General features: G+C 67.2%; 12 protein-coding genes, 1 tRNA gene and 1 other RNA gene. 2 read left to right on the forward strand and 12 right to left on the reverse strand.

What is annotated here, in order from left to right; genetic code table 11:
* Nucleotides 1-11: 11 nt before the first annotated feature.
* From dnaX to DVT68_RS02000, 6 genes are all read right to left on the reverse strand, one after another.
* The gene (dnaX, locus tag DVT68_RS01975; RefSeq protein ID WP_114823376.1) at nucleotides 12-1694 is read right to left on the reverse strand and encodes a DNA polymerase III subunit gamma/tau; all 1683 of its coding nucleotides are present in this window, start codon (nucleotides 1692-1694) and stop codon (nucleotides 12-14) included.
* Between the two features lie 102 nt (nucleotides 1695-1796).
* Nucleotides 1797-1893, reverse strand: an RNA gene (gene ffs / locus DVT68_RS01980) — signal recognition particle sRNA small type.
* Between the two features lie 61 nt (nucleotides 1894-1954).
* Nucleotides 1955-2047, reverse strand: a tRNA-Ser gene (locus tag DVT68_RS01985).
* Between the two features lie 96 nt (nucleotides 2048-2143).
* The gene (locus DVT68_RS01990) at nucleotides 2144-2653 is read right to left on the reverse strand and encodes a DinB family protein (protein ID WP_114823377.1); all 510 of its coding nucleotides are present in this window, start codon (nucleotides 2651-2653) and stop codon (nucleotides 2144-2146) included.
* 29 nt (nucleotides 2654-2682) lie between these two features.
* On the reverse strand, nucleotides 2683-3441 hold the full coding sequence (locus DVT68_RS01995) for an MBL fold metallo-hydrolase (RefSeq protein WP_114823378.1): 759 nt from the start codon (nucleotides 3439-3441) through the stop codon (nucleotides 2683-2685).
* Entirely contained in the window at nucleotides 3438-4169 is a 732-nt protein-coding gene (locus DVT68_RS02000; protein WP_114823379.1) for a 3-deoxy-D-manno-octulosonic acid kinase, read from the reverse strand. Before DVT68_RS02000 ends, DVT68_RS01995 begins: the two co-directional genes overlap by 4 nt.
* 49 nt (nucleotides 4170-4218) lie before the next feature.
* On the opposite strand from DVT68_RS02000, the gene DVT68_RS02005 reads away from it, so the two are divergent.
* Entirely contained in the window at nucleotides 4219-5262 is a 1044-nt protein-coding gene (locus DVT68_RS02005) for a glycosyltransferase family 9 protein (protein WP_114823380.1), read from the forward strand.
* Nucleotides 5263-5363: 101 nt separating this feature from the next.
* Here the strand turns inward: DVT68_RS02005 and DVT68_RS02010 are convergent, their stop codons facing one another.
* Nucleotides 5364-5762, reverse strand: a complete 399-nt coding sequence (locus tag DVT68_RS02010; protein ID WP_114823381.1) for a DUF6165 family protein — start codon at nucleotides 5760-5762, stop codon at nucleotides 5364-5366.
* Between the two features lie 146 nt (nucleotides 5763-5908).
* Between DVT68_RS02010 and DVT68_RS02015 the strand changes: the two genes are divergently transcribed.
* Nucleotides 5909-6382, forward strand: a complete 474-nt coding sequence (locus tag DVT68_RS02015; protein WP_114823382.1) for a glycine zipper 2TM domain-containing protein — start codon at nucleotides 5909-5911, stop codon at nucleotides 6380-6382.
* Between the two features lie 67 nt (nucleotides 6383-6449).
* On the opposite strand, the gene lpxK is transcribed toward DVT68_RS02015, so the two are convergent.
* The 5 genes from lpxK to DVT68_RS02040 form a co-directional block, all read right to left on the reverse strand.
* Nucleotides 6450-7433: a tetraacyldisaccharide 4'-kinase gene (lpxK, locus tag DVT68_RS02020; RefSeq protein ID WP_114823383.1), complete on the reverse strand. Its 984-nt coding sequence runs from the start codon at nucleotides 7431-7433 to the stop codon at nucleotides 6450-6452.
* Between the two features lie 10 nt (nucleotides 7434-7443).
* Nucleotides 7444-9216 carry a lipid A export permease/ATP-binding protein MsbA gene (gene msbA, locus DVT68_RS02025; protein WP_114823384.1) on the reverse strand — a complete coding sequence of 591 codons (1773 nt, stop codon included), beginning with the start codon at nucleotides 9214-9216 and terminating at the stop codon, nucleotides 7444-7446.
* Nucleotides 9213-9644, reverse strand: a complete 432-nt coding sequence (locus tag DVT68_RS02030; protein WP_114823385.1) for an ExbD/TolR family protein — start codon at nucleotides 9642-9644, stop codon at nucleotides 9213-9215. Before DVT68_RS02030 ends, msbA begins: the two co-directional genes overlap by 4 nt.
* A 3-nt stretch (nucleotides 9645-9647) precedes the next feature.
* Nucleotides 9648-10289, reverse strand: a complete 642-nt coding sequence (locus DVT68_RS02035) for a MotA/TolQ/ExbB proton channel family protein (RefSeq protein ID WP_114824344.1) — start codon at nucleotides 10287-10289, stop codon at nucleotides 9648-9650.
* A 142-nt stretch (nucleotides 10290-10431) separates the two neighbouring features.
* Nucleotides 10432-12729: a DNA internalization-related competence protein ComEC/Rec2 gene (locus tag DVT68_RS02040; protein WP_114823386.1), complete on the reverse strand. Its 2298-nt coding sequence runs from the start codon at nucleotides 12727-12729 to the stop codon at nucleotides 10432-10434.
* Between the last annotated feature and the right edge of the window lie 25 nt (nucleotides 12730-12754).

Genomic DNA, 12754 nt, shown 5'->3' on the forward strand with positions numbered 1-12754 from the left:
CCGCTATCTCTTCAGTTTTCGTAGGGCTTGATCGACTGGGGCACCACGCGCGCGCCGAACTCGCGCTTGAGCGACTGCACCAGCGGATCCTCGTCGATGGCGCGCTCGGCTGCCGACTGGGCTGCCTCGCGGGCGTTGGCGGCGCGCGCCGCCGGTGTTTCGCTGGACGCGCCGCGCTCCTCGACGAAGCGAAGCTTGATGCGTTCGCCCAGCGCCTGGCTGATGCGCTCTTCCATCTGGCTGACCATGGGCTCGACCGCCAGATGCATGTGCGCCGGCTGCAGGGCCAGCACCAGGGTCTGGCCTTCACGCTCGCGCAGGGCGGCGTTCTGACCCAACTGGCCGAGCGGGCCGCGCAGGCCTGCTTGTTCAATCAGCACGTCCCACATCGGCAGCCCGCGAGCATCCAGCGCCACCGGCGCGCGCGGCGCGCTGGGTGCAGGTGACGCAGCCGTTACCGGCTGGGGCGCGGCGGCGCGCGGCGCCTCGGCCACGCTGGCCATGTGCATGCGTTCGTTCGCTGCCGGGGCGGCCGCCCTCGGGGCCGCTGCCGGCGCGCGCGCGGCGCCAGGCGAAGCGGCGCGCTCAGCCGGCGCGCCACCACCATCGGCGGGACGGAAGGCGAGCATGCGCAGCAACGCCATCTCGAAACCGGTACGTGCGTCCGGCGCCATCGCGAGGTCGCGGCGGCCGGAAGTGGCGATCTGGTAGTAGAGCTGCACGTCCTCGGGGGACAGCTGCTGGGCCAGGGGGATCAAGGCGTCGTCGTCGCTGCCGTCCTGGTCGGGGCGATAGCCGGGCACCAGTTGGATCAGCTGCAAACGGTGCAACACGCTGGCCAGGTCGTCCAGCACGCCGCCGAAATCGGGCGAGAAAGAGGCGATGCGCGTGCACTCGGCCATCAGCGCCTCACCACTGCCCTCAGCCAGGGCCTGCAACAGCCCCAGCACCTGGCCGCGCGCGACGCTGCCCAGCATGGCGCGCACTTCGTCCACGCGCAGCGAGCCGCCGCCGTAGGCGATGGCCTGGTCCAGCAGCGACAGTCCATCGCGCAGCGAGCCGTCGGCGCCGCGCGCCAGTTCGGCAATCGCCGCGTCCTCGTAGGGAATATTTTCCGCGCCCAGGATGTGGCGCATCTGCCCGGAGATCTGCTCAGGCAGCAGGCGCTTGAGGTTGAACTTCAGGCAGCGCGACAACACCGTCACCGGCAGCTTCTGCGGGTCGGTGGTGGCGAGCAGGAATTTCACGTGCGGCGGCGGCTCTTCCAGCGTCTTCAGCAAGGCGTTGAAGGCCGGCTTGGAAAGCATGTGCACCTCGTCGACCAGGTACACCTTGAAGCGGCCGCGGGCGGGAGCGTACTGCGCGTTCTCGATCACCTCGCGCACGTCGTCTACGCCGGTGTTGCTGGCCGCGTCGATTTCCAGCAAGTCCACGAAGCGGCCGGCGTCGACCGCGGTGCACACCGCGCACTCGCCGCAGGGATCGGCCGACTCACCGCGCTCGCAGTTCAGCGACTTGGCGAAGATGCGCGCGATGGTGGTCTTGCCCACGCCGCGCGTGCCGGTGAACAGGTAGGCGTGGTGCATGCGCCCCGTGTCAAGCGCGTTGGTGAGCGCGCGCACGACGTGCTCCTGCCCGACCAGTTCAGCGAACTTGCGGGGCCGCCACTTCCGAGCGAGTACCTGATAAGACATGCGTAGCCAGATGTAGGGGCAAGATCCGATTGTGCCAAGTCGACCGTGGCAAGTCAGTAATGCCTGCGACACCGGCGCATCCGGGGCCTGAAAAGGCGGCGGCCCTGCCAGCCACACCCCGGCGCCCGAATCATTCGCTACCGTTGCTCCCTTCCGGGCCTGGCGGAGTTTACGAACTATCGTCGCGGGGGGACCGACAGGGCCACCATAGAGACGTTCTTTGTGTGTCAGTCCAGGGACTGTCGCTCGGCTTCACTCACTGGCGGAGAGGGCGGGATTCGAACCCGCGATACGGGGATAAGCCGTATACACACTTTCCAGGCGTGCTCCTTCAACCACTCGGACACCTCTCCGCAATGGTGAAACCGCTCGCCGGGCACTCAGGCCCCGGCAAAGAGGCGAAAGGATAGCGGGACGGGCCCATTCACACAAGATAGTCCGGCGGCGTCTCAGCTGGCATCTTGCGGTGCGTCCCGCAGGAATACGGGCAGATCGGTGGCCGGCGGCCTGGCTGGCACCTGATAGAACATGTCGGCCACGAAGCCGCGGTGGTAAGTGGCGTGATTGACCACGTGCAGGATGATGTCCTCGCGGCTCATGCGCCCTTCCCCGCCACCGACGAACTGGAAGCTGACCACCTCGGCCGCCTGTTCGGGCGTCAGCCCGGCGGCATAGTCCTGGTACCACGCATTCATCAACTGCTGGCGCCGCCACAGCTCCTCGAACGCCAGCGGCTCGGGCGTGTTGCGACTGGTGTAGCCGTGGGGACGCCCCTGCAGGTGCGCCTGGAAAATATCGTCGATCACCCAGGTATGGGTGAGCGTGCGCAGCATGTTGCCGAAGATCGTGGCCCGCGGCGCCGTCGCGGCGCCTTCGGGCAGCGCGGCCACGGCCTCGTAGGTCAGGCGGTCGGCCCAGGCGCGATAGCGAAGCATGCGTTGCAGATAGTTCGAAGGCATGGGGATCGGGAAGCTCCACCGTTTCCAGGTTATCCAGCATCCGGACGCAGCGGCCCAGGCGCAGGCAGCGCGATGCGGTCACCCGCACGCGCAATGGTGTAACCCCTCGCCTGCAAGGCGGCGCCATCCGCCTCGCTGCCGTAGTGATAGAGGCGCAGGCGTCGGCGCAGCGACTCCGGGTACTCGCGCTCGATGTCGTCGATACCGGTGTGCGATGGGTTGCCGATCAGCCCGCAGTCATGGGCGATCAACTCCTCGCCGGCGCCGACCCGCGCCAGCACCTCGGGGACCGGCCGCGTGTCGCCGGTGTAGACGAAGCTGCCGGCCAGCGCCACGCCATAGGAAGTGCCAGCCATGTGGTGGCGCGTGGCGAACACATCGAACCAGTGGCCATCCAGCCAGAACCCGCGCGTGCACGTCACCAGCCGGAACGCCTCCCAGAAGTTCACGCCACCTTCGGCCAGCGCATTCGGGTAATCGGCCACCCGCGTCTGCAGCCAGGTCATCAGGCCGGCGTGGATGAAGAGCCGTGTGCGTCCGCGCCACTGCTCATCGAACCAGAGGCGGAAGAACAGGCGCTCCATGCCACCTACGTGGTCCATGTGCGTGTGGGTGATGTACAGCGCGCGCGGTGGTTCGCCGTAAGCAGCGATGTAGCGATCCAGCGTGTCCGGGCCACAGTCGATCAGCAGCAGCGGGGCGCCGTCGCGCTCAAGCACCACGGCCGAGGAGCCCAGCTCCACCGCATGCGCTGCGCCAACGCCGAGAAAATGCAGGTTCCAATTCATGCGCGAAGGGTACGCTCATAGCGATAGACCAGGGGCTTCCAATGCTCCTCCTCGAACGCCGCCTCCCCATGAGCCGCCGCGCCGAGCTTCAGCAACGAGCGGCGCAGGCGCATCAGGTTGGACTGTTGCCAGCCCTCGCCGGGTTCACGCTGCCGACCACGGTCGAAATCGATCAGGAACAGCTCGTCCGACCTCACCAGCACGTTGTGCGCATTGAGGTCGGCATGCCAGATACCGGCGCGGTGAAAGCGCGCGACCAGCGCGCCGACCAGCTCGGCCAGCTCGCCGTCCAGCAGGCCGTCCGCCAGGCACTGGGCCAGCGTGTGTGCGTCCGCGATGCGGCGGGTGATCAGGTCGGCGCTGTAGAACAGCCCATGCCGGCGGTAACGGCAGGCCACGGCCTCAGGACCGGGCAAACCCAAGGCGCCGATGACACCCAGCAGGCGAAATTCAGCGAAACAACGCGTGCGGTCAGCGCCCTTCCACAGATAGCGATCCCCCATCAAACGGGCCACCATGCCGCCGCGCCGGTAATGGCGCAGCACGCATTCGCCCACCGGCGTGTCGATCACCGCCACCCCGCCGCGGCCGCCGCCCTGGACACGCAGGGCCCCGCGTGCCCGCCAGGTTTCGGGCTCGAACCAGTCGGCGTCGACTTGTGGCGACACGGCAGCGTCGAACAGAATCGCCCCGGCGGCATCCTCGCGGATTCGTTCCAGCATCGCCATTGTGCGTTCCGACGCGCGCCTCAGCCCCAAGTCCTTCGATTCTAGCCCAATGCCTGCACCTTCCTCGATCTGCCTGCTACGCACCTCCGCCATCGGCGATGTCACCCATGTCGTGCCGCTGGTGCGCACACTACAGGCCGCCTGGCCACAGGTCCGGCTGAGCTGGATCGTCGGCAAGCTCGAGCGCCGCCTGGTCGGCGACCTGCCCGGCGTGGATTTCGTGACCTTCGACAAGGGCGCCGGCCTGGCTGGCATGCGTGCGGTGGGCGAGGCGCTGGGCGGCCAGCGCTTCGACGCCCTTTTGCAGATGCAGGTGGCGCTGCGTTCGAACCTGCTGAGCCTGTTCATCAAGGCCGACCGACGCGTGGGTTATGACCGTGCGCGCGCCAAGGACGGCCATGGACTGGTGGTCAATCAGCGCATCCCCGCCCGCACCGGCGAACACGTGCTCGACGCCATGGGCAGCTTCTGCGAACCCCTGGGCTTGAAGCAGACCCAGGTCCGCTGGGATATCCCTATCCCCGAGGAAGCTCATGCCTGGGCGGCTGAGCAACTGCCCGGCGATACGCCGACGCTGCTGGTCAGCCCGACCTCCAGCCACACGCTGCGCAACTGGCGGCCGGAACGCTATGCGGCGGTAATCGACCACGCTGCCGCCAGGGGCTGGCGCGTGGTGTTGGTCGGCGGACCGTCGGCGTTGGAACGACAGATGGCGGACGCCGTGCTGGCGGCCTGCCAACACGCCCCGCTCGACCTGACCGGCAAGGACACGCTGAAGAAGATGATGGCCATGCTGGTACGTGCGCCGATGCTGCTGACGCCCGATTCCGGCCCCATGCACATGGGTAATACCGTGGGCTGCAAGGTGCTGGGCCTGCATGCCGCCAGCAATCCGCACCGCTCGGGCCCCTATTCCGACCGCCGCTGGTGCGTGGACAAATACGACGACGCCTCGCGCAAATACCTTGGCAAGCCCGCCAGCGAAATTCCCTGGGGCAGCAAGATCGAGAAGCCCGGCGTGATGGACCTTATCGGCGTTGACGAGGTGATCGAACGGTTCGAGGCTTGCGCCACGCACCTCGGCCTCGGCTGACTAAGCTCGTGTAGGAGCGCACCTTGTGCGCGACCGGCTGATGGCCAGTGATGCCGTCAGGCAACGGTCGCGCACTGAGTGCGCCTGGAGCGGGGATTCGCTTACTTGGCGCGGTAGTCCTGGTACGACTTCTCTTCCACCAGCTGCGAACCCAGCTTCAGGTTGATCTCGCGCTTGACCGCTGCGCGCTCGTCATTTTCGAAGTAGACCGAACGGGCCAGCTCGACGAACTCGGGGTCGAAGGCCTGGGCCTTTTCTTTCAGGCGGATGCGGTCCTCGATATCCCACAGTGCTTCGTTCACCGCCAGCAGGCGGGCGCGCTCGGCGGCGATATCGGTATGCGAGGCCGGGTGGGCCGCCCAGGTGGTATTGAGCAGATCGAGCTCGGTGCGCACGTTGGCCAGCTTGGCCGGGTCGGTGATCTGCCTGGACTTGATTTCCAGAATGGTGATCTTGTCGATCAGCTCGCCGTAAGAAACCGGAACTTGGATGAGGCTCATGGAAACTCCAAAGGGCTTGGCCTTCACGGCATGACGGACCTGTCACGACGACCGGGCAGGAAAGTGCACATCATAAGTGGTCTTGTCCCGTCGTTCAGTCTGTCCCGCTAGACTGTTGCGGCAACCGACCCAAGGAGAGTGAGTCCATGCTTAACCCCCGTTTCCTCGTGCTGCCGCTGGCCGCCCTGCTCGCCGTCAGTTCGTTCGCTGCGAGCGCGCAGTCCGCCCGCGGCAACGGCGCCGTGCTGGTCCGCAACGACGGCATTTTCATCCGCTGCGACCAGTGTGGGACCGTCGAGGGCATCGACCAGAACATCAGCCAGGGCAGTGATCACAGCATGGCCGGCACCATCATCGGCGGCATCGCCGGTGGCGTCCTGGGCAACCAGGTCGGCAAGGGCAAGGGCAACACCTTGGCCACCGTGGCGGGCGCCGTCGGCGGCGGCTACGCCGGCAATCGCATTGGCGCGAACAGCGGCGCGGGAAAGCAGAGCTTCACGCTGCACATCCGCATGGGCAATGGCGCCGTCAGCAACGTAACCGTGGCCGACGCCAGCTCCCTGCGCACGGGCGACCTGGTACAGATCGACCCGAACGGCAACGTCGCTCGCATCCAGTAAGGACGGGCCCGAGGCCAACAAAAAGCCGACCCACCGGGTCGGCTTTTTTGTGCCCTGGACCTGACATTCAGCGCGGCCGCGCCTGCCTGAGGCGAGCCTCGACATCATCAAAGAAGGCTGGCGGCAGCACCGCCCGCACCGGCGCAGCCCACCAGTGCGCCTGAGCCACGGATCGGCACTTAACAGCATCCTTTTCGGTCATCAGCACCGGCTTGCAGTCGCCAAAAGCCAGGTCTGAGGCGGTGAACGCATGGTGGTCGGGAAACGCGTGCTCGATCACCTGCAGGCCCTGCGAGCGGAGACTGGCAAAGAACCGCTGCGGATGCCCGATACCCGCGACGGCATGCACGGTCTGACCAGCAAGTTCGGACAACGGCTTGACGTGGCCATCCGCCAGCGCGCGCAACTGGCCACCCAGCAGTTGCATGGGCACATCCCCCGTCGCCATCACGCCACCGTTGCAGATGCGGAAGTCCACCTGCTGGAGGCGCGACATGGGTTCACGCAACGGCCCGGCCGGCAGCAGGCGACCGTTGCCGAAACGGCGCACGCCATCGATCACGCAGATTTCCACGTCGCGGGCCAGCGCGTAGTGCTGCAGGCCGTCGTCGGCGATCACCACGTCGCAACCCGCCGCGATCAGCAGCTGCGCCGCCGCAGGACGGTCACGCCCCACAGCGACCAGGGCGCCGCTGGCGTGGATCAGGCACGGTTCGTCGCCTACCACGGCCGGATCGGGCGCTTCGCCCAGCAACGTCGGAACCGTCTGCGTTCCACCATAGCCGCGGCTGACCACGCCCGACCGGTAGCCGCGCCGGCGCAAAGCGTCGGCCAATGCGATGGTGACCGGCGTCTTGCCGGTACCGCCGGCGGTGAGGTTGCCGATCACCACCACCGGCACGGCGAGCCGCGTGCTACGCAGCAGGCCCACCCTGTACAACCAGCGGCGCAAGGCAGTCACCGCGCCGTAGAGTCCCGCCAGTGGGCGTGTCCACCAGGGCGTTCGGCCGACGCCATACCATGCCGCTTCGAGCCGCTCGGCCAGTGTCATCGCGCCGGCTTCAGTCGCTGGCCTGCTGATGGAACTGCATGCGGTGCAGCGCCGCGTACTGGCCATTCAAGGCCAGCAGCTCGGCATGCGTGCCACGCTCCACGATGCGCCCCTGGTCCATCACCGCGATCTGGTCGGCATGCTCGATGGTGGACAGGCGATGGGCGATCACCAGCGTGGTGCGGTCACGCATCAGGCGTTGCAGCGCCTGCTGGATCAACCGCTCGGACTCGGTATCCAGCGCGCTGGTCGCCTCGTCCAGCACCAGGATCGGCGCATCCTTGAGGATGGCCCTGGCGATGGCCAGACGCTGGCGCTGGCCACCCGAAAGCAGGTTGCCGCCCTGGCCGATCGGCGTGTGGATGCCCTGTGGCAGGCGCTCGATGAACTCCAGCGCATTGGCCGCTTTCGCCGCCGCCAGAATCTCCGACTCGCTGGCGCCGGACAGCTCGCCATAGGCGATGTTTTGCGCCACGGTGCCGTCGAACAGCACCACGTTCTGACCCACCCAGGCAATCTGGCGACGCAGCGAGTGCAGTTTGATCGATTCGTAGTCCGCGCCATCCAGCAGGATGCTGCCGCTGGTCGGCTCATTGAAGCGCGGCAGCAGGCTGACCAGGCTGCTCTTGCCGCTACCCGATCGACCCACCAGGGCCGTCACCGTGCCCGGGGCGCAATGCAGGCTGACACCACGCAGCGCTGCGAAGTTGCCACGCGCATAGACCAGTCCCACGTCGTCGAAACGGATGTCGCCGCGCGCGCGATCAACCACGTGCGTGCCGTTGTCCGTCTCCGCAGGAAGATCAATGATGCCGAACAGACTCTCCGCCGCCGCCATACCGCTCTGCACGTTCGACTGGATGTTGGCCAGACGCTTGAGCGAAGGCAGCATGCCGCCCATGGCGGTCAGCACGGCGATGAACACACCGGCGGACATATGTTCGATCTGGTAGGGCCGCGTAGACAGGTACACCATCGCCGCCAGCGCCAGGGCGGCCACCGTCTGGATGGCTGTGCTTGACTGCGCATTGGTCGAGGCGACCTTCAGGTTGAGCTGGCGCGTGCGGGTGGTGACATCGTCGAAGCGCTCCTGCGCGTCGTCCTGCCCGCCGTAGATACGGATCTCGCGATGGGCCTCGACCGACTCCTCCACCGTACCGGTGACGGAACCCATCATGCCCTGGATGCGGCGACTGATGCTGCGGTAGCGGCGGCTCACGATGGAGGCGATCAGCACGATCAGCGGCACCATCACGAACAGCGCGAGGGTCAGGTAAGGACTGGTGCTGATCATCACGTACAGCATGCCGATGACGGTCATGCCCTCGGTGACCATCACCTTCACCGCGTCGGTAGAGGCGGAGGCCACCTGCTCGCTGGTGTAGGTGATACGCGACACCTGGTGGCCGGAATGCTCCTGCCCGAAGAAGGTGGCCGGGAGGCGCAGGTAGGCGGCGAACACGTCGCGCTGGATGGCCTGCACCACGTTGCGGCCGACGTAGGCCACGCCGTAGCTGCTGGCGAAGGTGCCCACGCCGCGCACCACGAAGATCATCACGATCCAGATCGGCATCCAGAAGATCAGCGCCGGGTCCTTCTCGGTGAACAGCTTGTCGATCATCGGGACCAGCAGCTTGGTGAACGCTACCAGGCCGCCTCCGTCGACGATCATGCCGAGGATGGCGAGCACCGCCACCACCCAGAAACGCCTCGTATAGCCGAGCAGGCGCTTGTAGATCTGCCGCGTGCTAGCGTCCCAGACCCCGACTTTGCGGGCGCTCATTGACCCTTGTCCGCCTGGCTCGGCGTGGTCGCAATGGACAGCTTGGTGAAGCCAAGCTGGCCCAGCGCGTCCATCGCGGTGACCACGTTCTGGTGCGGGGTCATCGCGTCGGCGCGGATGGTCACCTGGCGCTCGCGGTCATCGCCGGCCACGTTGGCGATGGCCTGCTTGAGCGGCTCGATGCCCTCGCCCAGCACTGCGTCGCTGCCGACATAGAAATGGCCGTCGCGGTCCACCACCACGGTGACCGCGGGCGCCTGCATGTCGCGCTCTTCGGCGCTGGCGCTGGGCAGGGTCACCTGCATGCGCGAATGCTGGATGAAGGTCGTGGTGAGCACGAAGAACATCAGCAGGGTCAGCAGCACATCGATCAACGAGATCACGTTGATCTCGAAATCGTCCTGCCGACGATCGTTACCGATACGCATCGTTCAGCCCGCGCTCGACTCGGTGGTACGGGCGGTGCGCGGACGCGCGGCGGCGGGCTGATTGAAGGTCAGCTCGTCCAGCAGTTCGGTGGCCTGCTTCTCCATCTCCACGCAGTAGCCGGCCACCTTCGAACGGAAATAGCGGTGCAGCACGTAGGCCGGGATCGCCACGATCAGGCCCGTGGCCGTGCAGATCAGCGCCTCGCCGATGCCGCCGGCCATCTTCATGGGATCACCCACGCCGCCCCGCATCACTTCCATGAACATGCGGATCAGGCCGACCACGGTGCCCAGCAGGCCGAGCAGCGGGCCGATCAGCGCGATGGTGCCGAGCGTGTTGAGGTAGCGCTCCATGCGGTGCACCACGTGACGGCCGGTGTCCTCGATGCGCTCCTTGATCAGCTCACGCGGACGGTTGCGCACGGCCAGTGCGGCCGCCAGCAGTTCACCCAGCGGAGAGCCGTTGGCGAGGGTGGCGAGATGGTTCGGGTCGAGCTGGCCCGAGCGGGCCCAGGTACGGACCTCTTCGCCCAGACCCGGCGGCAGCACCGACCGGCGACGCAAGGTCCAGCAACGCTCCAGCACGATCGCCAGGGCGACCGCCGAACAAATCAGGATGGGCAACATCGCCCAGCCACCAGCCATCAGGATTTCCAGCACAACGACTCCGCGACACTCGATCGTTAGGAAGGGCGCATCATAACAGTCTCGCCGGGCTGTTCCGCGGCGCCGGTGGCAGTTGCGCGACAGCCGCGATCCGCCCCCTCGTTCATGTTCACCCGGCGAATCATTCGCGCCAGTAGCGAGACTGGCGCTGGCGCCACCGCGCCGCCACGTAGGGCGGCCGGTCCGGTGGAAAATCCACCTGGATGGCGCCGGTGGTGGCAGTATTCAGCCAGGGCACGCCCTCCTGCTCGTAGCGTTCGATCACCCGGGGATGAGGGTGACCGAAGCGGTTGCGCCAACCGGCTGAAACCAGGGCCAGCGTCGGCTCAGTGGCCCGGATGAAGGCGACGCTGGACGAGGTGCGGCTGCCGTGGTGCGGCGCCGTCAGCACCAGCGGCGGCCCCGGCGGCAGGCTGGCGGCCACGGCGGGCTCAACCCGTCTGGTCATGTCGCCTGTCAGCAGAATCCGCCCACCCCGCCCCGCCACCAGCAAGACGCAGGAGCGGTCGTTGCCAGGCCCGCCGGGTGATCCGGCGGACAGAACCCGCAGACTGACGCCATCCCAGGACCAGGATTTGCCGACATCGCAGGGATCCATCGGAATGGACTGGCGTTCGGATTCGCCAGCGACGCGCTGCGCTTCGGGAAACGCTCCCGCCACGGCAGGCATGCCCCCTGCGTGGTCATTGTCGGCATGGCTGGCCATGAGAAGGTCGAGGCGGTCGATACCCAGCGCGCGTATGGATGGCAACACGGCGGCCTCGCCCAGGTCGAACTCCGATGGATAGCGCGCGCCCGCGTCATACAACAAGGCATGGTGGCGGGTGCGCACCAGCACCGACAGCCCCTGCCCCACGTCCAGCATCCATACCTGGAACCCACCGTGCTGCGGCAACGCGCGCGGTGGCAACAGCAATGGCAGGAACAGCAGACCGCCCAGCCAACGCATCGGCGCCCCTCGTGGCGTCCACAGCCACAGCGCCCCCAGCACGGCCAACAACAGCGCCCACAACCGCACCTCGGGCAGGTACCAGTGCGCACCCGGCCAGCCGGCCATTTGCTCCAGCAACCACCATTGCGCGTGCGCCATCCGACCAGCCAGCGTGAAGCACGGCCCAGCCAGCGGCGGACACACACCCAGAAGCAGCATGCCCGTCAGCGTGCACGGCACGATCAGCAGACTGACCAAAGGCACCGCGACGAGGTTGGACGCGGCGCCCACCAGGGACGCCTGCCCGAAGAACCACATCGTCAGCGGCAGCATCGACACGGTCATGGCGAGCTGCGCCGCCGTCAGCTCGTGCACGAAACCGCGCAAGCCACGGCCACGCACGGTCAGGCAGATCATCAGGAATCCGACCGCGTAGAAGGACAGCCAGAATCCCGCCGACAGCACGCTCAAAGGATCAAACAACAGCACCACCACCAGCGCCAAGGCCAGCGATGAAACGCCCTCTGTTCGACGGCGCAGGCAATGCGCCAGCGTCACGGTGGCGATCATCAGCAACGTGCGCACTGTGGGCAGGCCGAATCCTGCCAGTGCGCTGTAGAACGTCGCCGCCAGCAGCGCCGTGGCCGCCTGCGCATGCAACCGTGGCACGCGCAAGCCCAGGGCCGGCCAACCCCAGTAGCACAAGCGCGCCAGCCACGCGCCAAGCGCGGCGGCGACGCCCACATGGAAGCCGGAGATGGCCAGCAGGTGCGAAATGCCGTTCGCTCGCGCCACGTCCCAATCCCGCGAGGTCAGGCCGCGCGTATCGCCGACGGCCAGCGCCTGCAGCAGCGCGGCGTCACGCGGATCGGCAATCCGCGCAGCGATCTCGTGGCTTACGGCTTCCCTGACGCGACCTATGCAGAGGCGCGCAGCCCCCTGCTGCTGGTTCCCGGGGCCGTCGCGGACATACCCGGTCGCCACGATACCGCGCTCCAGCGCACTGCGCTCGCCGTCACCGCCACCGGGATTGACCAGGCCGCGCGGCCGTTTGACCCGCAGGGTGAGCTGCCAACGACTGCATGGCGCCAGTGTCGGTGCTCCCCGGTACCAGTTGACGCGCACGCGACCGCGGAGGTCCAGCGGCGCGCCGTTCCAGCTCGTGTGATCGATCTGAAGGACGAAGGCAGTGGCATCGGCGGTCACCACGGGCAGGCCCGAGACCACGCCGGACACTTGCAGGTCCTGCCCTTCCAGCTCTCTCGGCAAGCGTGCGTCCATCGCCATGCTGCCGCGCAAACATGCCCACGCGATGCCCAACAGGCACCAGGCCGGAGCCCGCCAACCACCGCCACGCCAAAGTCCTGCCACGGCGATGAAAGCCATCACCAGGCAAGCCCAAAGCGGTGGCAGCGTGGTCATGCGCTGAACGACGGCGACGCCGCCAAGCAGCAGCGCGCCGGGCCAAACGGCGCCATCCCTGTGCATGTCCGCCCCTCCATGGGAAAGGACA

The organism is Dyella solisilvae (assembly GCF_003351225.1).
GTDB lineage: Bacteria > Pseudomonadota > Gammaproteobacteria > Xanthomonadales > Rhodanobacteraceae > Dyella > Dyella solisilvae.

Excerpts from the sequence above, each read along its gene's own strand:
- DVT68_RS02015 (WP_114823382.1), top strand. The coding sequence starts at position 5,909 with ATGCTTAACCCCCGTTTCCTCGTGCTGCCGCTGGCCGCCCTGCTCGCC.
- DVT68_RS02005 (WP_114823380.1), top strand. The coding sequence starts at position 4,219 with ATGCCTGCACCTTCCTCGATCTGCCTGCTACGCACCTCCGCCATCGGC.
- DVT68_RS02040 (WP_114823386.1), bottom strand. The coding sequence starts at position 12,729 with ATGCACAGGGATGGCGCCGTTTGGCCCGGCGCGCTGCTGCTTGGCGGC.
- lpxK (WP_114823383.1), bottom strand. The coding sequence starts at position 7,433 with ATGACACTGGCCGAGCGGCTCGAAGCGGCATGGTATGGCGTCGGCCGA.
- DVT68_RS01990 (WP_114823377.1), bottom strand. The coding sequence starts at position 2,653 with ATGCCTTCGAACTATCTGCAACGCATGCTTCGCTATCGCGCCTGGGCC.
- DVT68_RS02000 (WP_114823379.1), bottom strand. The coding sequence starts at position 4,169 with ATGGCGATGCTGGAACGAATCCGCGAGGATGCCGCCGGGGCGATTCTG.
- dnaX (WP_114823376.1), bottom strand. The coding sequence starts at position 1,694 with ATGTCTTATCAGGTACTCGCTCGGAAGTGGCGGCCCCGCAAGTTCGCT.
- DVT68_RS01995 (WP_114823378.1), bottom strand. The coding sequence starts at position 3,441 with ATGAATTGGAACCTGCATTTTCTCGGCGTTGGCGCAGCGCATGCGGTG.
- DVT68_RS02010 (WP_114823381.1), bottom strand. The coding sequence starts at position 5,762 with ATGAGCCTCATCCAAGTTCCGGTTTCTTACGGCGAGCTGATCGACAAG.
- DVT68_RS02030 (WP_114823385.1), bottom strand. The coding sequence starts at position 9,644 with ATGCGTATCGGTAACGATCGTCGGCAGGACGATTTCGAGATCAACGTG.
- msbA (WP_114823384.1), bottom strand. The coding sequence starts at position 9,216 with ATGAGCGCCCGCAAAGTCGGGGTCTGGGACGCTAGCACGCGGCAGATC.
- DVT68_RS02035 (WP_114824344.1), bottom strand. The coding sequence starts at position 10,289 with ATGGCTGGTGGCTGGGCGATGTTGCCCATCCTGATTTGTTCGGCGGTC.